The following is a 26093-nucleotide window of genomic DNA, read 5'->3' as shown; positions in this document are numbered from 1 at the left end:
TTAAATGTGGTTAATCTTTTTCATTTTGGTCATCAGGAATAACAAGTAGCATGCGCAAATCGTTAATACGATCACCGCACCAGTTTGTCCTCCCATTGTGTCGGAGGCAACTCCCATCAAAACAGGGAAGATGGCACCTCCTATGATTCCCATGATCATTAATCCGGAGATTTCATTATGCCGGGTCGGCATATAGCTTAGTGCACTTGAGAAAATAATAGGGAATATATTGGAGTTACCGAAACCAATGAGTCCTATACATATATAAATGGCAAGCAAGCTTTGGCTAAAGTATAGTCCTATGATACCTGCCATAATCATGGATACACTGATTGTGAAAAACTTGACAGGTGAGAACCATGCCAGAATAAATGTTCCGGAGAAGCAGCCGATGGTACGTAAGAAGAAATATAGGCTGATTACATATCCGGCTTCTGAGAGTGAGATACCTGCTCTTTCTTGTAGGAGTTTGGGAGCTGTAATGTTAACTCCTACATCTATGCCTACATGAACGAGGATTCCGAGGAAAAATAGAACGATAATGATGTTACCTAGCAGACCGATGCATTCGCGGAACGAAGAAGATTGTTTCTTTTCCGTCGATTCTTTGATCGGAGTACTCATCAGATAAATGATAGCAATAATATCTACTATGGCAAATACGACAAAGAGTAATTTCCAGTTCCCATAGTAGATGGCCGCTTTGGCTGCAAGAATCGGTGCGATGGCGGAGGCTATGGCCTTAACGAATTGCCCTAATGTGAGAAAGCTGGATTGCTTCTCCGGATTTACCATATTGGCTAATAGAGGATTGAGGGATACCTGCATGATTGTATTTCCGATTCCTATAAAAGAAAAGGCAACGAACATGCTGATACTATCGTAAATTAAGTTGGGGATAACAAGTCCGGCAAGTGTCAGAGTCATGCTTAGAAGGACAGTTTTCTTTCTTCCTATCCTGTTCATCAGCATACTTGTAGGTACCGAGAATATCAGAAACCAAAGAAATACCGTGACCGAAAAAGTGTTGGCTACTGTATCGGATAGCGTAAAGTCTTCTTTTACGTGATTGGTCGCTATTCCTACTAAGTCTACAAACCCCATCGTGAAGAAGGCAAGCATGATAGGAATGATCTTGTTTATGTTTAATTTGTTTTCCATGATGATGTGATAATTAGTTTTGTATTGATTTTATGGGCATTAATTGATGTTCCAGATTGATTTTAAAGAATGGATATCGGCTGATATTATCTTAATTTGTTTATCTGTGGAGAGAGAATAAGACCGATGGAGCAAATCGGGCATAAAGTTAGAGGTAATGACTATTTCACCGTCATTGCCGAAGATCTCAATGCTTGTCCGATCTACTAAGATACGCAGTTTTACCTTGCCGTCGATACTCTTTAATGTGGCTCTGCCTAAATCTGCCCATTTATTGTCCACTGTCGGTCCGTTACAGGAAATTTCTTGTTTATCAGCATTATAGCATATGTTAGCGCCACGAATACCAATCGTGAAAGAAGAAGATTGAGTCATGTCGAATTCGAATTGCATATCGTATAAGTCGCCTTTCAATTTGCTTAATATATTATTACCGGGCGTAATCGTTTTATTCTTCCATCTATCATGTCGGTCATAGAGATTACTGATTTCCCGGACAGGGATTCTGTATACTCTCAATCCATTTGGCGTAGTGCGCAGAGTCAGTTCTGTCGGGAAGTTCATTTGTTGCTCAAACGGCATGTCCGGATAGCGTCGTGTAGGCATCCACGCTAAATGCAGACATCTGCCGTCGGGGACATTACTCCATGTCATCGCTGCATAGAAGTTCTTGCCAAAATCTCCTTCCAGTATTTCTGTTTCTGGTTGGAAGTGGGTACCGTCGAACGAACCGATTTTATATTTGCCATTAGCACCAAAGAATAGCCATTTGATATTGTTATTGTCTCCGTCGGCCGGGACAGGTAGAAATCCGGGACATTCTGTTACCCCGTCGAGAGTCAGAGTCGACAGTTGTCTCCAATCTTTTAGATTGTTGGAAGCAAACAGACCGAATTCACATTCTTTATCCATATAAAGAGACATTATCCATTGTTTGGAGTTCGCGTCCCATACCACTTTGGGGTCACGGTTGGCATTGTGAATGTTTCGTATGACAGGGTTCTTATCATAGTAAGTGAAGGTTTTGCCGGCATCCGTACTATAGGCGATACATTGAGTACACATCGGCCCTAAGCCATCATTAGGATGTCCACCATTGGTAATGAATGCGATGATCGGTTTTTCATCTCCGTTTTGGAAGCCGGTTACATTGTGTTCATCTACTACTGCAGAGCCGGACCAGCAGCCTGCCCACACCTTATGCGGAGTAATGTGATTTGGAATCTGTTCCCAATGAATCAAGTCTCTGCTAATGGCATGCCCCCAGTCTTTGTAGGCTCCGGGGCGGTGCGGCGGCATATATTGGAAGAACATGTGATATACTCCGTCGTAATAAACCAAACCGTTAGGGTCATTCAGCCAGTTCTTTTTGGCAGAGAAATGAAACTGTGGGCGATAAGCTTCTGTATAATATTCAGGTCGCCCATCCTTCAGATTCTGTACTCCTGAAAGTTGCATGATCTCCTTGTCGGACAGATATCGATCCCACAATCCGATGTGATCGATTAAGCCGTCGAAAACAAATTCTGGTGAAGCATTGAAACTGTCGGAGTATCCTTCTCCATCCCTGTACTGACCACCAATCATTAGCGGACGTCGGTTCCAGTCGCGAATATCGCCTACTGTTATTTCATCATCCCGGAGCTGTCCGTCCACATACAACTCTGAAATTTCTCCATTGAAACGGAAAATGATATCGTGCCATAGCGTAAGTTCCTCTTTGGGCATTTTATATTTTAAAAGGTGTGCTCCCGCGATATCATCACTCCCCAATAATATTTCCAGATAAATGTCTTTTCCTTGGGGATTGAAAGCTACATTGTAGGCGAGGCTTTGGTCATTACCTGCTTTTGTTAGGATAGGGGTGTAGCCGGTGATGTGATTTGCTTTTACTCTGGCCAAAATAGATAGAAATTTGCCGTTGAAGTTCAGCTCATTGTCTGCTCCCTGTCCTGCAATCAGACAACTACCATTGAATTTTGCTACTACTCCATCCCCTCCCCGGATTTTGGAAGCATCGGCTTCTTCCCCTTGCAAGGTAATGAAGGAAATGTTTCCATTCTTTTTGAGTCTGCTGTTTTCTTGCGTGGCATCATTTAAATCAGAGAACATCCATATGGCAATTGCCCCTTTTTTGAAAGGATGGTCCGCGCCAGTTTCTAAACAAGGGTTTCCATGAATAGCATGACTAAATGAAAACAGGCAGATATATGTCATTATTACATATCTGCTGCATTTTTTTCTTTTGATTTTGGCGTGTTTCATATGATATATTGCTAAAGGTGTTTATTCTTATCAGGTTAAATAACATCGCAAATATAATATTTTGTTTTCTATATGCAAATAAAATAGATACATATTTGATCTAATTATGCTAATTTTATTGTTTACATATAGGTGCAGCAAAGGAAATGATATGTATGTGAAAAGAATGTCTGTCTACTAATAGCAGATTTTTTATTCGGGAGAAAATGTGATATTATTCGCAAAACGTCTCTGTCTGATAGCTTATGGGGAACTGTCGCAATGGATAGAATGCGGTTGTTATGTGTATATGGATACTTATTGGTTCGAAAGTGTACTGTATATAATTATAGTTCGGCATTAATTTTCAAAGACGAAAATCAATGCCGAACTATGTAATCTGTCAGAAAGAGGTTTAACGATATATTTCTGACAAAGGTATGTATGCGTATGACGGAGTCAGAGCTTAGTTGTGCACTACTGTTCCGATTTCTTCTCCGCTGATTACTTTTTTCAGGTTACCTACCGTATCCATGTCAAAAACGACAATCGGCAGATTATTTTCTTTGCACATGCAAGTAGCGGTCAGGTCCATTACTTTCAGACCACGTTTCAGAACTTCATCATAGGTGATGTCGCTGAATTTGGTTGCAGTGCGGTCTTTCTCGGGGTCGGCAGTATAAATGCCATCTACACGGGTACCTTTCAGCATAACGTCCGCTTCGATTTCTATTCCTCGTAATGAAGAGCCGGTGTCTGTAGTAAAGAAAGGATTTCCCGTACCGCCGGACATGATAACGATTTCACCGTTTTCCATACATTCGATTGCTTTCCATTTACTGTAAAATTCACCGATTGGTTCCATACGGACTGCTGTAAGTACACGGGCTTTCACTCCGGCTGCTACTAATGCAGAACTGAGTGCAAGGCTGTTGATAACAGTTGCCAGCATACCCATCTGGTCACCTTTCACACGGTCGAAGCCTTTGTTAGCCCCACTTAATCCACGGAAGATATTTCCGCCGCCGATAACGATACCAATTTGTACTCCCTGTTCATGGATTTCCTTGATTTGTGCGGCATATTCCGCCAGTCTTTTTTCGTCAATGCCGTATTGTTTTTCCCCCATCAGGCTTTCTCCACTGAGCTTCAGCAGAATTCTTTTATACTTTGCCATAATCTTTTTACATTTAGTTTACTGCAAATATAGAGATAATTTGTTGGATAGACCTCATAGTTGTGCGATAACTTTCATATCGCTTTCTTCACAATTTCTCTTCCAATGAAGGTTTGTACGATTCCCCTCAATGACAGGTAAGTGATGAAAGCCAGCCATAAAGCATGGTTTCCCAAAAGATTGTGGAAAGCGTAGTAGATAATAAAAAAGCTGACGGAAGCAACTAGCATTGAATAAAGCATCTGCCGGGTTGCAGTGGCGCCAATGAATACCCCGTCCCATAAAAAAGCGGAGAAACCTGCCAATGGAATAGCAAGTGCCCAATAAAAATAAGTATCCGAGGCATTGATTACTGAAATATCATTTGTCAGTAACCCGAGAAACCCTTTTCCGCCTGTTGCGTATAAAAGGGTGAATGCAGCAGATAGTCCGATGCCCCAATAGAAGAGATGGTTTACTGTATTGTGGAGAGCCGTTTGATTTCGTGCACCGATATAGCGTCCGGCCAATGCTTCTCCTGCATAAGCAAAGCCGTCCATGATATAAGAGAAAAGCGTGAACAGCTGCATCAGTAGTGTGTTTACTGCCAGTACGACTTCTCCTTGTGCCGCTCCAGCCGACGTGAAGAACATTGTCACAATCACCAGACAGAGAGTACGGAAGAATATATCACGGTTTACTCGGAAGAAACGGTACATCGCCTGCTTTTGTATGATGTCTTTCCATATGATACGTTTTCTGAGGGTACTGTAATAACGCATATATAATAGTATGGCCATAAAAAAGCCTGCATACTGTGCGATAAGAGTCCCGGTAGCCACTCCTGCCACTTTCATATCCAGAAGGTAGACAAAAGACAGACTGGCAATGATATTGACTATATTCTGTGTAATGGCAATATACATCGGGAAACGTGAGTTTTGCATTCCGATAAACCAGCCTGCAAATCCGTAAAGGCCCAGCATTGCCGGAGCTCCCCAAATGCAGATATAGAAATAGGTCATTGCCAGTTGCTTGACTTCTTCCGTAGTTTGTATAAGCGTAAATGCCAGATGAAGAATGGGGTATTGGAGAATCAGCAAGCAGACAGCAATAAATAGTCCGACACCAACAGAGCGTATCAGTAGCCGGTTGATCTCGTTTAAGTCATGCTGGCCGTATGCTTGTGAAGTCATACCGCTTGTTCCCATGCGCAGAAACCCAAAGATCCAATAGATGATATTGAATAACATTCCTCCCACGGCAATCGCTCCGATGTATGCCGGAGAACCGAGATGCCCCACGATAGTGACATCGATAAGTCCCAGCAATGGTACAGTAATATTCGAAATAATCGATGGTACGGCAATCTGTAATATTCGTCTGTTTTCGGAGGTAGTTTTCTTCTTTATCATCTTGTAGAAACACTTTTGTTAAATAGATTGTTCTTTTTGCGGACAAAGGTACATCTTTTATTTTTTTATTGTATATTTGCGTGTCACGAACTAGAAACAATGTAACTGATTATGAAAGCCTTAACTATTCTTCTTTTTTCTTTGTTTTCGTTGCCGCTGATGCTGAATGCACAGACGGTCGATGAGATGTTGCATAAAGTTTCGGCGGCTATTGAAGCTGGTCAGCATGGACAGGCGGTTAGCTATTTCCGCCAGGCTATCAGTCTGAATATAGACCGATCGGAAATGTTCTATTGGACGAGTATAGATAAGAGCAGTGATATTAGCTCGAAACTCTCTAATGAGTTAGCTCTTGCCTATAAGAAGAATCGGAATTATGATAAAGCCTTTTTGTTTTATAAAGAGCTGTCGCAGAAGACCCCTGATAATGTAGATTATCTGGAAGCCGTTGCCGAAATGCAGGTATGTCGTGGGCAGGAGAAGGATGCGTTGCGTCTGTATGAGAATATATTGAGGTTGGATACTGATAATCTGGCAGCCAACATTTTTCTCGGCAATTATTATTATTTGATGGCGGAGAGAGAGAAGAAAAAACTGGAGAGTGATTACAGAAAGATTTCTTCGCCGACGAAGATGCAGTATGCACGTTATCGGGATGGGTTGTCGAAACTGTTTGCTACCGGATATGAAAAAGCACGAAGTTCCTTGCAGAAAGTAGTGTTGAGGTTTCCATCGACGGAGGCTAAAAAGACATTAGATAAGATCTTGTTGATAGAGAAAGAGGTGAATCGCTGAGCGGTTCACCTCTTTCTCTATAATAACAATGTATGCAATCTTATTTTATCATACCGATGCGGTTCAAATTAGGTGTAGCTATTATTTGTGCTTGTTCTTTAGCTTGATTTGCTGCCCTTGTAGGGGTAGTGGTTACTAAGTCCGTTCCTGAAATCAAACTGATTGCTTTGGCATATAAAGGATCACTTTCTGTACCAAAGTCTCCATACCCTTCGAAATATTCTCCGTTAGGCTTATTTTCATTTATTTCGTAGTCAGGTGTAAAACCGTTCTCAAAGTCTCCAAAGCCTTTAGCATTGTATGCCTGGAAAGTTATAGGGAAAAGCAGATATTTGTCTGTATCAACAGTCAGTTCTACTCCTTCCATTCCTACGTTTTTCCCATGTGTAGTAGTGCCGATTAGAACAACTTCGATATCAATTCCTCTCAGTGCATTGATTACTAATTCACTTGCAGATGCAGAGTCGTCGGTAACAAGGCAGTAGATTTTCCGTAGATTTAAACCTCCGTCAGAGAGAGAAGTATTTAAATTGTCATACAGAGAATATACAAATTTTTGAATAGGACGTTGATTGTTAAGGGCTTTCATGCGCCCATCATTATATCGGTATGAAGCGAATGTCTTTCCAATGCAAAAATCTCCGGCGATGCAACTGGATATGAGATTGGCTGATGTAACATCTCCTCCTCCGTTGTAACGGAGATCTAGAATTAACTCTTCTATACCTTGGTTTTTAAATTCTTTGAATACATCGAATAGTTCCTGATCAAAGCCGGATTCAAAGGCCGAATATACCAAATAACCGGTCTGTCCGTTGACTTGGTGATGAATGATTGGATTTACATAAATAGGTCCGGAGTCTATTGTATATACTTTTCCATCTTTGTCTTTAACTTCTATAGAAGTTGGAGAGGACGGCTGCATCAATTTAGAGTAATACGTTTGCACATTAGACGTTGTTATCTTTTGATTGTTTATTTCGGCTATTTCCATTCCACGTTTTAGCCCTGCTTTATCGGCAGATGATCCTTTATGTACTCCTTGTATGACAAAAACAATATTGGAAGTATTACGGGTTTGAACGGCTACAAAGTTTACGAACCCATAATTATACTCTAAGTTTTTTTTCTCCTTGGCACTTCGGGAAGATTGTAAATCCGGATCTAGCTTTTGGATAAATGAAAATAATGAATAGGTACCATTACTATTGCGTTTTTTGTCCAATGTATTAGTAGTCATGCTTAGCAATGTGTTTCTTAAAAAGTCATCATAAGCTTGCTTGAAATTGGGAGTTAGTAATTTATAATCATCATTCCACAAGTATTTTTCCTTCAAATATTGATCTACGCTATAGTTGATTTCGTATCCTTCTACATTATCATTACTCAACTGGATTTTTATATTGCTGGTAGAGGAATATCCATTTACTTTAATCGTAATGGTACCTTGTTCCTGAGAAGACTTGTGTACCGTAATTTTTATGGTGTTTTTCCCGGAGTTTCCTGCATCATTATCTAATGATAATAATGCGGCAGAACTGTTTTGAGCAGTCCAGCTGGACAGAGTTGTGAAAGTAAAAGTGAGGGTTTGCTCTGCTGAGGCAAAATATGTTTGGTTAGTAGACCAGTTTTGTTCTGTAATTCCACTACCTCGCAGTAGAGTGTCATCATCTTTACATGATATGTTGAGGAGTAATAAAACGGTCAAAAGACCAAGTAACTTGACATACTGTATTTTCTTCATAAAATTAAAGGTGTTTTTTATATAGCAAACTCAAAGGTAATGTTTTCTTCTTTAGGATGTATGTATTATATCAATAAATATTCTACCTCTTTAAACATATAGCCTCTTTTTCTCAGCGTTTCGTCTTCCAGTATGAGTCTTCCTTCGGGCTCTACACAAACAATTCTCGCAAAGAATTCTCCATCAGGGTCTTTATACCGATGCATCCCTTCTTTTCTGAAAAGCGCTTTTTCATATCGGTTGGCTATAAATTCAGTATCATCGTTTCGGAGTAATTCATAATAAGATTGAACGCGGAGCATGATATTTCTGAGAATCCCGAAAATTTCATATTGTTTTCCTGTGATTTGTTGAAGCGAAACCGGGTTTGGGGCTGAACTGTGGAATGCTTCCTGGTTCACGTTGATTCCGATGCCGGAAATGCTTTGTCTGATAGTACGTCCCATCAGATCATTTTCGATCAGCATGCCACATATTTTTTTATTTTTCCAGTAAATGTCATTCGGCCATTTGATGGAAATATCGTCCGTATAGCTATCCAGTTCCTCTTTAATAGCCAGCGACATAACTTGGGAAATTAAAAACTGCCGGCGCGCTTCCAGAAACTCTGGAAAAAGAACAAAACTGAAAAGAAGATTTTTCCCGGGCTCAGACTCCCACGAATTGCCACGTTGTCCACGTCCGGATGTCTGGAAGTCGGCAACTACCGTCGTGAATTCTGCAACTTCCTGCTGTTTGGAACAAAGAGTCTGCAGATAGCTGTTTGTAGAGTTTGTCTCACTGATATGAATCAATGGAACAGGAAATAGTGTATCAAGGGAGGGCATCATATTCAGCACGCAGTTTTTTAGTGAATTTTTTGATGACCTCTTCATAAGAATGATCAACGAGTTCTTTGATAAGTTTGTCATCCGCATCCATACCGAAGTTGATTCTATTCCAGTATTTCTTGTTGAAATGGCTGGCACCTTCGATACTTGTATAATAGTCACGCAATTCGATGGCACGTTCCGGGTCACATTTCAGTGCGATAGAGTTTGCTCCTTCCAAGTCGATGAGGGCAAACATTTTATTCATCACCTTTATTACAAGTGATACGTCATCGAATGGAAATGATTCGGTTGCCCCTTTTTTGCTTAAACAGTACTCCCTGATAGTTTCTACATTCATAAGTCTTTCAATTCTATGTTTTTGCTCTTTATTAAAATACTTGTTCTATATTAAAATAAAGGAGGATAAAAAGCTTCCTTTATATGGTCTATTCTGAAATCTCCGTTCTCACCGATTACAGTTATAATATCAAAGCGTACCGGAATATCTATTTGAAACAGTTTCATGTAGGTGTCTGCTGCACGCACCGTTCGTTTAATCTTTGGTAAATCTACCGCCTCTTCCGGTTGGGCAAACAGAGTATTACTGCGTGTTTTTACTTCTACTATCACCAGTTCATTCTTTTTAGCAGCTACGATATCCAGCTCAAAGTGTCCCTTTCTCCAGTTCCTGTGGCGGATAAGATAACCATGTTCTTCGAGATAGGCTACTGCGGCATTTTCCCCTGCTTTCCCTAATTCATTGTGTTCAGCCATCTTTTTTTGCAAATTTACAGCTTTTATTCTTTGTTTTTACAGAAGTAAAAGTAATTTTGCAGAAGATATGAGAAAAAGGAGCAAAAAGTGCCTGAAAATGCATGCTGAGTATACCAAACGGGAACGGCGAATGAGCATTTTGTTAAGCGAAGACGAGCAGCTGATTGTCGATCGTTATCTGGAAAAATATAAGATAACGAATAAGTCGCGCTGGCTTCGTGAAACGATTCTTATGTTTATCCATAAAAATATGGAAGAAGATTATCCTACCCTCTTCGGAGAACATGATATGAGACGCTGATTATGACACTGGACGATACTTATTTCATGAAACAGGCATTGATAGAGGCAGGCAAGGCTGCAGAGCGGGGAGAAGTTCCTGTAGGGGCAGTGGTTGTCTGTAAAGAGCGAATCATTGCCCGTGCCCATAACCTGACAGAAACATTGAATGATGTGACAGCCCATGCCGAAATGCAGGTTATTACTGCTGCGGCCAATGTGCTTGGCGGAAAGTACCTGAACGAATGTACACTGTATGTCACCGTAGAGCCCTGTGTGATGTGTGCCGGTGCTATTGCCTGGGCACAAACGGGAAAACTTGTTTTTGGTGCGGAAGATGATAAACGCGGGTATCAGCGATATGCGGCACAAGCGCTGCATCCTAAAACGGTAGTTGTAAAAGGTATCCTTGCAGACGAATGTGCTGCACTGATGAAGGAATTCTTCGCATCCCGAAGAAAATAAATTGCATTATTTTACTTCCTCAAAATCCACGTATTCACCATCATCCTGAGTGAATATTTTCTTATGTTTGGTTCTCGGTCTGTTTTCAGAGAAAATTTCTTCTTCGTTATCTGTACGGTTATCGATGTTCTGAGTGTAGCCGGGACGGCTTTGCTGCTGGTTGTTTTGTCCACTATCCGTCTGCTTCGTCCGGGAAGACGAACCACGACCAAGCCCGAAGATGGCTCTTAATATAAATCCGACAATCGAAAGGCCAAATATGACAATGGCAGCCAGAAAAAGAAGTAAAAATAAAAATATATGCATTGGGCGATGATTTTATGTTGTAACTTCGATGAAACTCATAGTACAACAAACGTGCCAAGAGATTGTTTATTTACTTTTTCTTGTAAAAAGTGAAAGTAAAATATACCAGACAATGATTGCTGCGAAGCTGCTAATACCCAAGAAAATGAGGAATGGGATACATACAATCAAGAAAATGAAACTGATTTTATTAGTACTCCATGAAAGATTCTTAAACTTCAGCGAGAACATCGGTATCTCTGACACCAGTAACCATGAAAACAGACAAACCAATAGAAGAATGTAGACAGGATGGCAGTTTTCGGAGACCAAGAAGTCATGTGCTCCCACGACGAAAGAACCCCAGAACAAAGCGTTTGCCGGAACAGGGAGGCCAATGAAAGAACTGGTCTGGCGGGTATCATTGTTGAACTTTGCCAGTCGCAACGCTGAGAATACGGAAATCAGGAAGGCTGCATAAGGCAGGTAAGGAGCTATGAATTCCATACTTGCCGGATAGTACATCTCTTTTAATAAGGAGAATACAATCAGCGAAGGGGCCACACCGAAACTTACATCATCAGCAAGTGAATCCAAGTCTTTTCCGATGATTGAGTGTGCATTCAGAACACGAGCCAGCATGCCGTCGAAGAAATCGAAGACAGCGCTCAGAATAATAAAAAGCAGTGCCAGGTCATATCGGGCTTCGAAAGCCATGACACAAGCGATACAACCGGAGAAAAGGTTCAGGCAGGTTACTGTATTCGGAATATTGTTCTTTATAACATTTGTCATTGTGACCGAATTATTTAAGTTTGGCGATAACCGTTTGGTTACCGGTCGTTAGTTGTCCCATGTTGACACAGACTTCCGTGCCGAGGGGCAGATATACATCCACACGGGAACCGAATTTGATGAACCCCATGTGTTCGTCGATATAGCATTCTTCTCCTACTTCAGCGTAGGTGACAATGCGGCGTGCCACGGCTCCCGCAATTTGTCGGGTCAGCACTTCCACTCCTTCCGGAGTTTCTATAACTACTGTAGAGCGTTCGTTCTCCGTACTTGCTTTGGGCAGCCATGCTTTCATGAAATTACCGTTGTGGTGGGCTACTTTTTTAATAGTGCCGTCCACCGGGTACCAGTTCGCATGTACGTTTACGATGCTCATGAAGATAGAGATCATCAGTCGACGGTCATGAAAATATTCGTTTTCGTCTACTTCTTCAATGACTACGATTTTGCCGTCGGCAGGAGCAACGACTATTTTCTCCGTATCCTTCCCGAAAAGTCGAATCGGACAGCGGAAGAAGTTAACCATCAGCAGATATACTGCAATACTGGCTACTGCTACCACATAAAAAGGAATTTTGCAATCTATTCCCCAGTAAAGAGCCGCATTGATCAGTAGCAATAGCAAAAAGCTAGCCCATAATATATGTGTTCCTTCGCGGTGAATACGTATCTTTTTTAATTTCTTTAGTCGGCCCATGAATGCTGTTTAATGATATTGTGTGCAAAAATATACTTATTTTAAAAAAACAGCAAGTAAATGAGCAGAGAAATGCGAGTGTTGATAACTTTTTGAGGATTATTTTTGTTTATAACGCGGGAGGTAGTAATTTTATGCCTTCAAATTAACTACTTATCATTATGCAGGATTTCGTTCATTTACACGTTCATACGCAATATTCTCTACTGGATGGTCAGGCAAGTGTCGCCCGTCTGGTAGATAAAGCCATGAAAAATGGGATGAAGGGTATTGCCGTGACCGATCATGGAAATATGTTCGGCATCAAGGAATTTACGAACTATGTCAATAAGAAGAATAGCGGTCCGAAAGGGGAAATCAAGGATCTGAAGAAGCGGATTGCAGGGATTGAAGCCGGCACAGTGGAGTGTGAGGATAAGGAGGCGGAGATAGCTGCCTGCAAGGCGAAGATCGTGGAGGCGGAGAACAAGCTCTTTAAACCGATTATCGGTTGTGAGATGTACGTCGCCCGCCGTACGATGGACTTGAAAGAAGGGAAGCCGGACCAAAGCGGTTATCACCTGATTGTACTTGCCAAGAATGAGAAAGGTTATCATAACCTTATTAAATTAGTATCGCACGCGTGGACGCGCGGGTACTATATGCGTCCGCGTACCGACCGCAGTGAGCTGGAGAAGTATCACGAAGGTCTGATTGTCTGCTCGGCGTGTCTGGGTGGCGAGGTGCCGAAGCGTATTACCGCAGGGCAGTTTGCCGAAGCCGAAGAAGCGATCCAATGGTATAAGAACCTGTTTGGTGATGACTACTATCTGGAGATGCAGCGCCATAAGGCGACTGTACCCCGTGCCAATCATGAATGTTATCCGCTACAGGTAAATGTGAACAAATACTTGCAGGAGTATGCCCGGAAGTATAATATCAAGCTGATCTGCACCAACGACGTCCATTTTGTGGATGAAGAGAATGCCGAGGCGCACGACCGTCTGATCTGTCTGAGTACAGGCAAAGACCTGGATGACCCGACTCGTATGCTGTATACCAAACAGGAATGGATGAAGACCCGTGAAGAGATGAATGAACTCTTTGCAGATATTCCCGAGGCACTAAGCAATACGCTGGAAATTCTAGATAAAGTCGAATATTATTCGATTGACCATGCACCTATCATGCCTACCTTCGCTATTCCCGAAGACTTCGGGACAGAAGAAGGATATCGTGCTAAATATACGGAGAAAGACCTGTTCGATGAGTTTACACAGGACGAAAATGGTAATGTGGTGCTGAGCGAAGAGGAAGGACAGGCCAAGATCAAACGTCTGGGGGGATATGAGAAACTGTATCGTATCAAACTTGAAGGCGACTATCTGGCAAAGTTAGCATTTGACGGTGCGAAAAGAATATATGGCGACCCTTTGTCGGAAGAAGTGAAAGAACGGCTCAACTTCGAGTTGTACATCATGAAAACGATGGGTTTCCCTGGATACTTCTTGATAGTGCAGGACTTTATCAATGCCGCACGCTCGGAACTGGGCGTATCGGTAGGGCCCGGACGTGGTTCGGCTGCCGGTTCGGCAGTGGCTTACTGTCTGGGTATCACCAAGATCGACCCTATCCAATACGACTTGCTGTTCGAGCGTTTCTTGAATCCGGACCGTATTTCGTTGCCCGATATCGATGTGGACTTCGATGACGACGGTCGTGGTGAAGTGCTTCGCTGGGTAACCAATAAATATGGTCAGGAAAAAGTAGCGCATATCATCACGTATGGTACGATGGCTACCAAACTGGCTATCAAAGACGTTGCCCGTGTACAGAAACTTCCTCTCTCGGAGTCCGACCGTCTGGCAAAGCTGGTGCCGGATAAAATCCCGGACAAGAAGTTGAACCTGCGGAATGCCATCGAATACGTCCCCGAACTGCAAGCGGCTGAGGCATCGTCCGACCCGTTGGTGCGAGACACTCTTAAGTATGCCAAAATGCTTGAAGGTAACGTTCGTGGTACCGGTGTGCATGCCTGCGGTACGATTATCTGTCGTGACGACATTACCGACTGGGTGCCTGTAAGTACGGCCGACGATAAGGAAACGGGCGAAAAGATGCTCGTTACCCAGTATGAAGGTTCGGTGATCGAGGATACCGGATTGATCAAGATGGACTTCCTCGGATTGAAAACATTGTCTATTATTAAGGAGGCGGTTGAGAATATCCGTCTGAGTCGTAGTCTGGAGATAGACGTAGACCAGATCGATATTACCGATCCGGCAACTTACAAATTATATAGTGACGGACGTACCATCGGAACATTCCAGTTTGAATCTGCCGGAATGCAGAAGTACCTGCGCGAATTGCAGCCTTCTACCTTCGAAGATTTGATCGCTATGAATGCCCTCTATCGTCCGGGTCCGATGGATTATATTCCGGACTTCATCGACCGTAAGCATGGCCGTAAGCCGATTGAATATGACATTCCGGTGATGGAGAAATATCTGAAAGATACGTATGGCATTACGGTCTATCAGGAACAGGTGATGCTTTTGTCACGTCTGCTGGCGGACTTTACCCGTGGTGAGTCCGATGCTCTTCGCAAAGCGATGGGTAAGAAGCTGCGTGATAAGCTGGATCACATGAAGCCTAAGTTTATCGAAGGCGGACGCAAGAACGGGCATGACCCGAAAGTACTTGAAAAGATTTGGACCGACTGGGAAAAGTTTGCCTCTTATGCGTTCAACAAATCGCACGCTACTTGCTACTCTTGGGTAGCTTATCAGACAGCCTATCTGAAAGCGAACTACCCGTCGGAATACATGGCGGCTGTCATGAGCCGAAGTTTGTCCAACATTACCGATATCACGAAGCTGATGGACGAATGCAAGGCAATGGGTATCCAGACGCTCGGTCCGGATGTGAATGAGAGTAACCTGAAGTTTACGGTCAACCACGACGGTAATATCCGTTTCGGACTGGGAGCGGTGAAAGGCGTAGGCGAAGCTGCCGTGCAAAGCATTGTAGAAGAACGTAATGCCAACGGACCATTCAAAGGTATCTTTGATTTCGTACAACGTGTCAATCTGAATGCCTGCAATAAAAAGAATATGGAATGTCTGGCGTTGGCGGGAGGTTTCGACAGTTTCCCCGAATTGAAGCGGGAGCAGTACTTTGCCGTCAACTCTAAGGGCGAAGTATTCCTCGAGACCTTAATGCGATACGGTAACCGCTATCAGGAAGACAAAAGAGCTGCCATCAATTCATTGTTCGGCGGAGCGAATGTCGTCGATATCGCCACCCCCGAAATACCTCAGGGAGTAGAGCGCTGGGGCGACCTCGAACGTCTGAACAAGGAACGCGACCTGGTAGGTATCTACCTTTCCGCCCATCCGCTGGATGAGTTCGCGATTGTGCTGGATCACGTCTGCAATACCCGTATGGCAGATTTGGAAGATAAGGCGGCTTTGGCAGGCCGGGAGATTACAATGGGTGGCATTGTGACCAGTGTCCGTCGTGGAGTCAGCAAGAATGGTAATCCGTATGGCATTGCCAAGATCGAAGATTATTCGGGCTCTACGGAAATACCTTTCTGGGGAAATGACTGGGTGACTTATCAGGGATATCTGAATGAAGGCACGTTCCTGTATATCAAAGCCCGTTGTCAGGCCAAGCAATGGCGGCAGGACGAACTGGAAGTCAAGATCACTTCAATGGAACTTCTGCCCGATGTGAAAGAAGAACTGGTGCAGAAGATCACCATTATCATTCCTCTGTCAGTGTTAAATTCGGGACTTATTACCGAGCTGGCGACTTTGACCAAAGAACATCCCGGTAATACAGAACTCTATTTCAAGGTGACGGACGATACGGACAGCCGTATGTCGGTCGATCTGATTTCCCGTCCGGTCAGGCTTTCGGTAGGCAGAGATTTAATAACATATTTAAAGGAGCGCCCCGAACTTGGATTCCGTATAAATTGATTATCTTTGTAGCGCAAATCTACAAACGAAGTAATACATAATAATTAATACTTAATACTTAAAAAGAAATGGCTTTAGAAATTACAGACAGCAACTATAAGGAAATCCTTGCAGAAGGAAAGCCTGTTGTGGTGGATTTTTGGGCTCCCTGGTGTGGCCCTTGTAAAATGGTGGCTCCTATTATTGAAGAATTGGCTGCGGAGTTTGAAGGACAAGTCATCATCGGTAAATGCGATGTGGATGATAACAGCGATGTGGCTGCCGAATACGGTATCCGCAACATTCCTACTGTTTTGTTCTTCAAGAATGGTGAGATTGTAGACAAGCAGGTAGGCGCAGTCGCCAAACCGGTATTCGTGGAAAAAGTGAAGAACCTTCTCTAGACTTTGTCTAATATTTAATACTTATTACTTAATACTTACAACCATGGGACTGGAAGATGATTTTTTATTAGAAGATGCCGATGACGAAAAGACCGTCGAGTTTATCAAGAACTATCTGCCTCAGGAACTGAAAGAGAAGTTCGAGGATGATGAACTGTACTATTTTCTCGATCTGATAGACGAGTACTATTCAGAAAGTGGCATTCTTGACGCTCAGCCCGATAACGACGGCTACGTAAACATCGACTTGGAAGAGGTCGTAGCTTACATCGTGAAAGAAGCCAAGAAGGACGACATGGGAGAATATGATCCCGAAGAAATCCTTTTTGTGGTTCAGGGAGAAATGGAATATGGAAACTCTCTGGGGCAGGTGGACTAATTGTCGCTAGTCACCACTGTAGATAAATGAAAGGAATATAGCCTGAAAGATTCGCGTCTTTCAGGCTATGTCTTTTTCTATCCTTATGCTTTCGCTCTCCGGTATTTTCTGCCAAGTAAATTGGCACTCTCTTAGAAAGAAAAAAATAATTTTAGTCTCACGGTCTCACTGTGATCTACTTATGTTGTTGATAATCAATGATGTAATGAATGAGAGATACCTTTCCGGAAAGGTATCTCTCATTGTTTTTATGGCAAAAACCACCTATTTTCGGTTATCTCTCATTCCTATCTCTCGCATCATAGTAAGTACATCAGATATGGGCCGTTATATCTGTTGAAAACCGACAGTTGTTTGTATGTTAAGTCACTGTATCTCATACGTTATCCTATATACATCATTGCGTTAACTTATCGGTATCTTCATCGTTCCACCCGGGTGAACAGATCATTACACCTTGGTGAACCGACTTGTTCACCCGGGTGATATGTACTGTTCACCCGGGTGGAACGATGAAGATGTCGGTAAGATAAAATACGAACACTTACTGTTAAACACGTTAAGCCAGAGTTTATAACAGGCAAAGAGGTGTTCTCTCCATCTATTCGTTTGAAAAGATTGCAGGACTTTGGGGAGAAATATCCTTGTATCAATCGGGCAGATTATTGTGCTATCACCGGAATGAATAAAACATAGGCTATACGGCAATTGAATCTTTTCATTGAAAAGGGAGTTATTCAGAAATATGGGATTGGGAAAACGGTAGTGTATATACGTGTTGTGTAAATTCTTATTTCAGAGTTGAGTTAACTTGTTTGGAACGGTAGAGCCGATGTAAAAATCATAGCAACGTTTGCATTTTTAAGTTAGGAGAAAGAGATAACTGAAAAGTGATAAATGAATAGATTTTGTCCTTTATTGGTTTGTATATTTCCTTGTTTTTATTACCTTTTTCTTTCCTTTGTGCCTGTAAATATGTAACGCTATAAGAAATTATGTGCGGAGTATTAGTATTTATCAATTGATTTTGTAAATAGGAATAACACACAAATAGGAATGAAAAATTTTTGGTGGATATTGTTCATGTTACTTATCTCTTGTGTTTCTACAACAGATAGGCCAATTTCCCCTTTATTGAGTGCGGATTCCTTGATACAGATCGGACATGTAGATAGTGCATTAACTATACTCGAAGATATTACTCCTTCCTGTTTGGATACGGAATTATCGAAGGCTTGGTATGCTTTACTACTGACTCAAGCAGCAGATGAAAAATGTGTTACTCATACAAATGATTCATTAATTCGCATAGCTGTAGATTATTTTGATTCTTTCGGTGATGTACTTCAGCAAGCTAAAGCACATTATTATTGGGGAAGGTTTTTTCAGGATAGAGATGATATCGAGAGAGCTGTGCGTGAATTTTTGACAGCAATACCTTTGGCTGAGAAAGCAAAAGATTATGAGTTGAATATTCTTTTGCGAAGTAATTTAGGATTCTTATGTAGGGAAAATGGGTTGCAGGAAGCCGCAGATTCTCTTTATAAACAAGTTATGGAATTAGCGGAAGCACATAAAGATTCATTGCGTTTGGCTACATCCTTAGTGAATCGTGCTGATATTTACATTGAGAATGGTGAGGGGTATTATGACATTGCAGAGGGATACTTGAAACGTGCTTTAAAGCTCGCGGAAAATTTCGAAAATCGCTATAATAAGGATATTATTTATAGATCATTGGGCTATCTTTTTGAATATCAGGGGAAACTTCAAGATGCTATATTCTGGGCAAATAAAGGTATAGGGTTTGATGGGGATACATTGCAAAGGCAAGGTTGTTATCTTGTATTGGGTAGTGCATACGCTCAGTCCGGGCAATACGACTCAGCAAGAATTTATTTAAATCGGTGTCTCTATTCAGAGAATTATTATACAATCGCAAATGCGTACATGAGATTGTCCGAAGTAGCAAAGGCTTTAGGTGATAGTGATGAGGCACTTGAATATGAATTGAAATATGTAGCTTATAAAGATTCTATAAAACTGTTAGAGCGCCCTGTTCAATTAGTATCTTTATTTAAAGATATTACATATAGTCAATCACTGGAGCATTATAAATCATATTTGATCCTATTGCGTTTTGCTTTAATAGTAATATTACTTTTATTGCTCTTCTTTGTTGTTAGTTTATTATTAAAGTGGAAAAAAAGAATGAAAGAGTTGTAGAATTGGTTGGTAATACCAAGTCTTTATTATGTAATATAAAGGATTTAGAAAAAGAGCTAGTCGAAAAAGAAGAACAGATAAAGAAAATGAACTGGAATTACCAAAATTTAGAATATGATATGCAACAGAAATGCCAATTAGAAAGTTGTATGAAGGAACTATTAGAACAACAAAGAGAAATGCAAAATGAATTGAATATTCAACTTCAAAAAAAGGATTTAGAAGTTGTACGACTAAGAACGTTGAATTTGAGATCTCTTTTATCTTCTACTCCTGTTTGTATAAAATTATGTGAGATTTGTAAAAGTAATAAGAATAGTCCAGATAAAATAGAAAAAATGACTTCGGAAGAATGGGAAATATTGATTAATGAAGTTGATCAAGTATCTATGGGTTTTGTGAGAAGATTAAAGAAAAAATATGAGTGGTTGTTGGAAGATGACCTACATTTTTGTTGTTTGGTAAAGCTGGATTTTAAGTATTCGGAAATAGCATATATATGGGGATGCACTTCTGTTAATGTACATAAAAGAAGTAAGTCATTATTAGGTAAAATGAAGGTAAATAAAGGTGTAAAATTGATCGAAGCGTTAAATGATGTGTAAATTGCGGCGTAATATTGCTAGCAGGATGCTTTTATCTGTCTTATTTTGCATTTGTTAATAGTTTCTTATAATGAATTTCCAATATTTCCTTGTCACCTTTGTGGTAATAAATTGAACTTTTGATGATAGATTGATAAATCATTCTTTGAATAACATTGGTTTAAAATATATAGTCGATAAATCAATATTTATGTAACATGTTAGTATTAATGTTATTATATTAGATTATTATGGTTGATGGTATTTCAGTTATTATGCCTACTTATAATCAGGCGGCTTTTATTAGACGTGCTATCTTTAGTTTGCTTCAACAAACGTATTTACATTGGGAGTTGGTGATTGTAAATGATGGTAGTGTAGATGATACAGACCGATTTGTTTCTTCTTTTTTAGAAGATAAACGAATCATATATTTGAAAAACGCCCAAAATGAGGGGTTAGGATATTCCTTGAATAAAGGAATTGCGAAAGCAACCTATAATTATATTGCTTATCTTCCATCAGATGATTACTATTTTAGAGACCATTTGGAGGTTTTAAGAAAAGAGTTTGATAAAAATGAGGATATTGTCTTAGCATACTCTGGTGTACGATATGACGCGAAAGATTCTTTATTTAACGTTTCTGACACCGAAAGCTTAGGAATAAAAAAGGGATTTAGTATGCAATTGGTCCAGACAGCGCATAGGAAAACATTAGATCGCTGGTTAGAACGAAAAGAATGGATTACCAATGATTTATTTGCGATGTTTTGGCATAAATTAGCTGACAAAGGTTTGTTTTCAATGACTCAAAAGATAACTTGTTATTGGACAAACCATCCTTATCAAAGACATAGATTAATAGCGGAAAAATATGGTGGTGGATTAAATAAATATAGGGGATATTATCATGTACAGGATCCTATTAAGTTAAGAGTTTCTAAATATAAGTTTATAAATGAGGATAGCTTATACAATTCCTATAGAGACAAGATTTCTGTATGTGAGCAATCATTGAAAATTTTAATAGTAGGTGAATTATCTTATAACCCAGAACGTGTTTATGCTTTAGAGCAAGCTGGTCATAAATTGTATGGACTGTGGTTGCCAGAGCCGCAATATAGTTTTTCGACTGTTGGACATTTGCCTTTTGGGCATGTGGAAGATCTAAATATATCTCGGTGGAAAGATGAAGTGGAAAGAATAAAGCCAGATGTTATTTATGCAATGCTAAACTCAGGTGCTGTTTCATTTGCCTATAATGTTTTGAGAGAGTTTCGTCAAATTCCATTTGTTTGGCATTTTAAGGAAGGACCATTTATCTGTTTGCGAGAAGGTACATGGAATGAATTAATGTATTTATATACGTTTTCAACAGGAAAAATCTATTTGAACGAATTGACCCAATCGTGGTATAACCAGTTTATAATTGATAAAGATGGATTGTCTATGGTGTTAGATGGGGATTTGCCAAAAGCTGATTATTTCAAAAATAATTTTTCAAAAAAGCTTTCGGAAGATGATAATGCTATACATATTCTTGTTGCCGGGCGCATGATTGGCATAGAGGATGAGGGGTTGGCTTTGTTGGCAGACAATAATATTCATGTTCATTCATATACTGAAAATTATTATGAATCTCGTTTTAGCGCTGAACAAAAATGGATGCGTATTGCACCAAATCATTTTCATGTTCATGCTCACGTGAGTGCTGATAATTGGACAAAAGAATTTTCAAAATACGATATCGGTTGTTTGCATTGTTTTAATAGCTATAATAATAATGATATACTTAAAGTTGGTTGGGATGATTTGAATATACCAGCCAGAATTAGCACTTATGCTGCTGCTGGATTGCCAGTTATGATGAAAAATAACTCTAATGCTTTAGTCGCGATTCAAGATTGTATAAACAAACTGGATATTGGTGTCCTATTTGATAATTATGAAGAGTTGGTAACTAAATTAAGAGATGTAGAAATGCTCTCTCGCTTACGTGTTAATATGTTGAGACATAGAATGGAATTCTCATTCGACTATCATGTTCCTCAGCTTATAGAGTTCTTTAGAAAAGTAATAGCATACAAAAAGAATCAATAATTATGATAGAAAAAAGAATATTACTTCAAATTTCCAATACAATTATTGCAAATCTGAATAATGCGGACGGTATTGGCTTTTTATATGGTAAAATAGGATTGGCGTTATTTATGTATAGATATTCTAGATTTGTAAATAACCAGTTTTATGAAAATATCGCAGATGAAATAATTGATGATATTTATAATAAAATGAATGACGCAATTCCAAGAAATTATGAACGTGGATTAGCTGGAATAGGTTGTGCAATGTGCCGAATTATAAAGGAAAAGTACGTAGAAGGCGATCCCTCAGAAATTTTAGACGTTTTAGACGAGCAGTTGTTATGTGATGTAAAAGAAACGCTAATGGAGGATATGAATGCTGATTATCCCATCTATTCTTCAGGTTTGTATTTATTAGATCGTTTGTCTGTAGAAGATGTTGCTGATTCTCAGAAGGAGCAATGGATTTTTAAGGTTATAGATGCAGTTGAGGCGATTGATTTGGGACAAATAAAAGATGACTCGTCAAGGATTTTATTAATAAGTTCAATTCTTTTCGTTTTGTTTAAGTTATCTGGTTTTGTTGCCGATAAGTGTCGATTTTATCCTTTATATGATTATCTTTTGGAATGTGCGCTACAGTCAATTAATAGAAATAGAGATGTAAATATTGTTTTATTGAAGAACGTTGTTTCATTATTGCCGGAAGATAGAATTACTAAAGAGCTACTGGTAAAAGTCAAAAGCATAAATTTTCATATGGATGTAATGAATGAGAGTTTAATGTTTGAATCAGAATTAAATTGGTATTGGCTATTTAATATGCCGCTATCACTATCTCCGTTAATTACTAAGCTTGATGTATTGGTAGATAAACTCCTTTTAGATATTGATTTTGATTTATATATGATGAATAGTAAATTAGCCAAAATTGGTACATGGGTTATGAAAATGTAATGGCTATTTTTCTTATTAACTAATTTATTTGACCTTATCAAATGAAAAATACTATATTTACACAATTTCTTACTGCTCTGAAAGTAAAACATACTGCAGCTTTTTCAGATAAATTATATAGAATCCATCCTTATCGTGATTCCTTGTATGGACTTTCTCATATGTTAAAAACTTATGGTGTTTATAATGAAGGAGTACGTTCTGTTGATAAAAATGTAAGGCAGTTTGTGCCTCCTTTTATTGCTCATGTTGGAGAAGAATTTGTCGTAGTTAAAGCTATCTCAGAGAATAATGTTACTTATGATTGGAGAAGTATTGAGATAAAAAACTCTTTTGATAATTTTAAAGAGGTATGGTCTGGAGTTGCGCTTCTTGCAGAACCTGCTGTAGACTCCGTAGAACCAGATTATAAAAAACATTTGATGATAACTTTAGTGAAAAAACTTCAAACAGTTCTATTATGCATTATTCCTTCTCTTTTTCTTCTTGGAGCATGGTATGCAAATATGGAACAAATTGGAGTATATGGAACTATGTTATCTTTAATCAATTTAGCTGGCATATTTATATCGTATTTGCTGTTATTGAAACAAGAAAAGAGACAAAGTGATTATGCAGATAAAATTTGTTCTTTATTTCATCAACGAGATTGTAATAATATTTTGGAAATGCCAGCGGCCAAGGTTGGAATTTTTAGTTGGAGTGAGATAGGATTAGGTTATTTTATTGCAAATCTATTATTGATTATTTTATTCCCCAAATATATCTTTTATCAAGCAATAATTAATATTTTTGCTCTTCCTTATACAGTTTGGAGTGTCTGGTATCAATATAAAAAAGTTAGGCAGTGGTGTATGCTATGTTTGATAGTTCAAGTATTGTTGTGGGCTATTTTCTTAACTAATATATTGGGAGTATGTTTTAATGAATCTTCATTAAGTATCATACCATCAATTTCGATTGGCTCATTTTATGTATTTATCGTTTTGTTGATCAATATATCAACTATGAAAATAGCTCATTCTAATAGATTGGAATTGCTTGAACAAGGATTTACTGCATTAAAGAATTCTGATAATGTATTTAAAGCTCTATTAAAATCACAACCCTATTTTGAAACACAAGATACAACGAAAATAGTATTTGGTAATTCAAAAGCGAAGTTAAAAGTAACTATATTGACTAATCCGCACTGTGAGCCTTGTGGACAGATGCATACGAGAGTAAAGAAGATGTTGGCTATTAATGCAGATAAACTTTGTGTGCAATATATCTTTTCAGCTTTTAGCGATGACTTGTTAGATAGTAATCGTTTTTTGATTGCAACATATCTAAATGGGAAATCTGGCGAAATAGATGAAATATATAAAGATTGGTATGAGAAAGGTAAATATCATTCGGATGATTTTATAGCAAAATATAATTTTAGCTTTGAAGGAGTGGAAGAGGAGTTGGAAAAACATGAACAATGGAAAAGGTATACGCATCTAGTGGCTACTCCAACAATCTTAGTTAATGGATATTTACTTCCTCCTCAATATACAATAGAAAATTTATCTTTTTTCCTAGATACAGATATTTAGAATAGTAATATTTGCTGCACGTTGCGGCTATTATTAATTTAATAAATTACAAACATGAAAAAGTTATCCAAAATGACTCTACTACATGTAGAGAAGATGTCTGATTCAGAAATGAAACAGATATTGGGAGGAAACTCCTTCGCCAGACAAACTGGCGATAATTGTTATGAAGAATATATTTCATTTGATCCTCCTCAGACAAAATGCTCTGGTACTTGTGCTCCTTATAGACATTATGATTCATCTAATGGTTCATTTGTAATGAAACCAAGAATATGCAAAAAAACAATTGGATGTGAATGTGTTATATCTGGTATAAACTAGCCTTATGAAATTTAAAAGGGAAACATTTTCAAGGCAAATGTTTCCCTTTATGATAAATAATTCGATGTATGAAAAATGTAATATATTTATTTTTTATAATACTATTTTCTCCTATATCTGTAAAAGGACAGGAAATGTTGTCACCCGATTCAACGATTTGTTTTATAGATTCTAAAGAAGCTGATTATCAATTTACAGCAAAGAAAATGGGAGATGGTGAGATTGATGGATTCGGTGAAGTCATATCTGTGCGTAATGCTATCATGAATTTTGGTGAAAGAGCACGAAATGGTATTTGGACCTTTTGGACTGTAAATAAACCAGAAGAAGCCCCTTTGCAACCCGATGAATATGTAATTTATGGAACAATAAACCCTGCCTACAATGGTGAACTTGCCATGTTATTTACGTTCAAGGCTACCGATTGGGAGAAGATCCAGCATGTTGATACGGTAATGGTGGCAGATGGTAAATTCTGTTTTCGAGGAAAGGTAAATGACTATAATCCTTCAATATTAGCAGTGGGTAATTATCCCAAGCCTACACGTTCTGTAGAATTATTCTTGGATGCGGGAAAAATACAAGTATCTTTAGACTCACTGAGTGTAGTTGGTACGCCTTTGAATGATGCTCTGAGACAATTTGAAAAGACTATGAAGAAGTATGATGGTATGCAATTTAAATCTGATAGTATAAATAAAATGCTTGGAATGTCAAGAAGGGCAATACGTAAAGAATTCATAAAGCAAAATATTCATAATGGAATCGGGCGTTTGTATTGTTATAAAATGAATTATTATTTACCCGATTTTGAAGAATTATATGCGTTGGCTGATGATACACTGAAAAATACTCCATGGATGCTTGCCGTTTTAGAGGAACATAAAAGAGATCAAGAACGTATGAATAAGCTTTCTCAAATGTCAGGAGAAACATTTAAAAATCATATATTCGAGACGCTTTCTAAGAAACGAAAAGAACTGA

The 26093-nt window shown here is 39.3% G+C and carries 24 protein-coding genes; 13 read left to right on the top strand and 11 right to left on the bottom strand.

What is annotated here, in order from left to right:
* From HMPREF2794_RS03640 to HMPREF2794_RS03625, 4 genes are all read right to left on the bottom strand, one after another.
* Entirely contained in the window at positions 1 to 1161 is a 1161-nt protein-coding gene (locus tag HMPREF2794_RS03640) for an MFS transporter (RefSeq protein ID WP_055270550.1), read from the bottom strand.
* A gap of 39 nt (positions 1162 to 1200) precedes the next feature.
* Positions 1201 to 3426 (bottom strand): glycoside hydrolase family 32 protein, encoded by a 2226-nt coding sequence (locus tag HMPREF2794_RS03635; protein WP_081030897.1) that lies wholly within the window; start codon positions 3424 to 3426, stop codon positions 1201 to 1203.
* A 445-nt stretch (positions 3427 to 3871) separates the two neighbouring features.
* A complete protein-coding gene (gene pyrH / locus HMPREF2794_RS03630) occupies positions 3872 to 4582 on the bottom strand; it encodes a UMP kinase (RefSeq protein ID WP_010539449.1) in 711 nt (236 codons plus the stop codon).
* A gap of 74 nt (positions 4583 to 4656) precedes the next feature.
* On the bottom strand, positions 4657 to 5976 hold the full coding sequence (locus tag HMPREF2794_RS03625; RefSeq protein WP_055270546.1) for an MATE family efflux transporter: 1320 nt from the start codon (positions 5974 to 5976) through the stop codon (positions 4657 to 4659).
* Positions 5977 to 6087: 111 nt separating this feature from the next.
* Here HMPREF2794_RS03625 and HMPREF2794_RS03620 point away from each other — a divergent pair, with 111 nt between their 5' ends.
* Positions 6088 to 6771, top strand: a complete 684-nt coding sequence (locus tag HMPREF2794_RS03620; protein WP_070750940.1) for a tetratricopeptide repeat protein — start codon at positions 6088 to 6090, stop codon at positions 6769 to 6771.
* Positions 6772 to 6811: 40 nt separating this feature from the next.
* Here HMPREF2794_RS03620 and HMPREF2794_RS03615 read toward each other — a convergent pair whose 3' ends face one another.
* The 4 genes from HMPREF2794_RS03615 to HMPREF2794_RS03600 form a co-directional block, all read right to left on the bottom strand.
* Positions 6812 to 8515, bottom strand: a complete 1704-nt coding sequence (locus tag HMPREF2794_RS03615) for a S41 family peptidase (RefSeq protein WP_070750938.1) — start codon at positions 8513 to 8515, stop codon at positions 6812 to 6814.
* Positions 8516 to 8580: 65 nt separating this feature from the next.
* Positions 8581 to 9345: a biotin--[acetyl-CoA-carboxylase] ligase gene (locus tag HMPREF2794_RS03610; RefSeq protein WP_022300899.1), complete on the bottom strand. Its 765-nt coding sequence runs from the start codon at positions 9343 to 9345 to the stop codon at positions 8581 to 8583.
* Positions 9329 to 9685, bottom strand: a complete 357-nt coding sequence (locus HMPREF2794_RS03605) for an MmcQ/YjbR family DNA-binding protein (RefSeq protein ID WP_010539444.1) — start codon at positions 9683 to 9685, stop codon at positions 9329 to 9331. Before HMPREF2794_RS03605 ends, HMPREF2794_RS03610 begins: the two co-directional genes overlap by 17 nt.
* 50 nt (positions 9686 to 9735) lie before the next feature.
* Positions 9736 to 10101 (bottom strand): YraN family protein, encoded by a 366-nt coding sequence (locus tag HMPREF2794_RS03600; protein WP_070750936.1) that lies wholly within the window; start codon positions 10099 to 10101, stop codon positions 9736 to 9738.
* Between the two features lie 67 nt (positions 10102 to 10168).
* On the opposite strand from HMPREF2794_RS03600, the gene HMPREF2794_RS03595 reads away from it, so the two are divergent.
* Together HMPREF2794_RS03595 and HMPREF2794_RS03590 are read left to right on the top strand one after the other, a co-directional pair.
* The gene (locus HMPREF2794_RS03595) at positions 10169 to 10402 is read left to right on the top strand and encodes a hypothetical protein (protein ID WP_008759602.1); all 234 of its coding nucleotides are present in this window, start codon (positions 10169 to 10171) and stop codon (positions 10400 to 10402) included.
* Positions 10403 to 10404: 2 nt separating this feature from the next.
* Positions 10405 to 10845 (top strand): nucleoside deaminase, encoded by a 441-nt coding sequence (locus tag HMPREF2794_RS03590; protein WP_010539441.1) that lies wholly within the window; start codon positions 10405 to 10407, stop codon positions 10843 to 10845.
* A gap of 6 nt (positions 10846 to 10851) precedes the next feature.
* Here the strand turns inward: HMPREF2794_RS03590 and HMPREF2794_RS03585 are convergent, their stop codons facing one another.
* The 3 genes from HMPREF2794_RS03585 to HMPREF2794_RS03575 form a co-directional block, all read right to left on the bottom strand.
* Positions 10852 to 11151: a DUF4834 family protein gene (locus HMPREF2794_RS03585; RefSeq protein ID WP_010539440.1), complete on the bottom strand. Its 300-nt coding sequence runs from the start codon at positions 11149 to 11151 to the stop codon at positions 10852 to 10854.
* Positions 11152 to 11217: 66 nt separating this feature from the next.
* Complete coding sequence (pssA, locus tag HMPREF2794_RS03580) at positions 11218 to 11925, bottom strand: CDP-diacylglycerol--serine O-phosphatidyltransferase (protein WP_010539439.1); 708 nt, start codon at positions 11923 to 11925, stop codon at positions 11218 to 11220.
* 10 nt (positions 11926 to 11935) lie between these two features.
* Complete coding sequence (locus HMPREF2794_RS03575; protein ID WP_008759606.1) at positions 11936 to 12622, bottom strand: phosphatidylserine decarboxylase family protein; 687 nt, start codon at positions 12620 to 12622, stop codon at positions 11936 to 11938.
* A gap of 161 nt (positions 12623 to 12783) precedes the next feature.
* Between HMPREF2794_RS03575 and dnaE the strand changes: the two genes are divergently transcribed.
* From dnaE to HMPREF2794_RS03530, 10 genes are all read left to right on the top strand, one after another.
* Positions 12784 to 16587 (top strand): DNA polymerase III subunit alpha, encoded by a 3804-nt coding sequence (gene dnaE / locus HMPREF2794_RS03570; protein WP_070750934.1) that lies wholly within the window; start codon positions 12784 to 12786, stop codon positions 16585 to 16587.
* 68 nt (positions 16588 to 16655) lie between these two features.
* Positions 16656 to 16970, top strand: a complete 315-nt coding sequence (trxA, locus tag HMPREF2794_RS03565; protein WP_008759608.1) for a thioredoxin — start codon at positions 16656 to 16658, stop codon at positions 16968 to 16970.
* Between the two features lie 43 nt (positions 16971 to 17013).
* Positions 17014 to 17349, top strand: a complete 336-nt coding sequence (locus tag HMPREF2794_RS03560) for a hypothetical protein (protein WP_010539437.1) — start codon at positions 17014 to 17016, stop codon at positions 17347 to 17349.
* Between the two features lie 1056 nt (positions 17350 to 18405).
* Positions 18406 to 19575 (top strand): tetratricopeptide repeat protein, encoded by a 1170-nt coding sequence (locus HMPREF2794_RS03555; protein WP_234076478.1) that lies wholly within the window; start codon positions 18406 to 18408, stop codon positions 19573 to 19575.
* The gene (locus HMPREF2794_RS29405) at positions 19548 to 20180 is read left to right on the top strand and encodes a hypothetical protein (RefSeq protein WP_227034840.1); all 633 of its coding nucleotides are present in this window, start codon (positions 19548 to 19550) and stop codon (positions 20178 to 20180) included. The genes HMPREF2794_RS03555 and HMPREF2794_RS29405 overlap by 28 nt, the downstream gene beginning before the upstream one ends.
* A 230-nt stretch (positions 20181 to 20410) precedes the next feature.
* Complete coding sequence (locus tag HMPREF2794_RS03550; protein ID WP_070750932.1) at positions 20411 to 22261, top strand: glycosyltransferase family 2 protein; 1851 nt, start codon at positions 20411 to 20413, stop codon at positions 22259 to 22261.
* A gap of 2 nt (positions 22262 to 22263) precedes the next feature.
* The gene (locus HMPREF2794_RS03545; protein ID WP_070750930.1) at positions 22264 to 23202 is read left to right on the top strand and encodes a glycoside hydrolase family protein; all 939 of its coding nucleotides are present in this window, start codon (positions 22264 to 22266) and stop codon (positions 23200 to 23202) included.
* Between the two features lie 41 nt (positions 23203 to 23243).
* Positions 23244 to 24785 carry a vitamin K epoxide reductase family protein gene (locus HMPREF2794_RS03540; RefSeq protein ID WP_070750928.1) on the top strand — a complete coding sequence of 514 codons (1542 nt, stop codon included), beginning with the start codon at positions 23244 to 23246 and terminating at the stop codon, positions 24783 to 24785.
* Positions 24786 to 24839: 54 nt separating this feature from the next.
* Positions 24840 to 25109, top strand: a complete 270-nt coding sequence (locus HMPREF2794_RS29235; protein WP_139147232.1) for a hypothetical protein — start codon at positions 24840 to 24842, stop codon at positions 25107 to 25109.
* A 68-nt stretch (positions 25110 to 25177) separates the two neighbouring features.
* Positions 25178 to 26093: DUF4369 domain-containing protein (locus tag HMPREF2794_RS03530; protein WP_139147231.1), on the top strand; the 916-nt coding region annotated here is incomplete at its 3' end.

The organism is Bacteroides sp. HMSC067B03, assembly GCF_001811315.1.
Lineage (GTDB): Bacteria > Bacteroidota > Bacteroidia > Bacteroidales > Bacteroidaceae > Bacteroides > Bacteroides faecis.
This window is presented reverse-complemented; position numbering and strand designations above follow the sequence as displayed.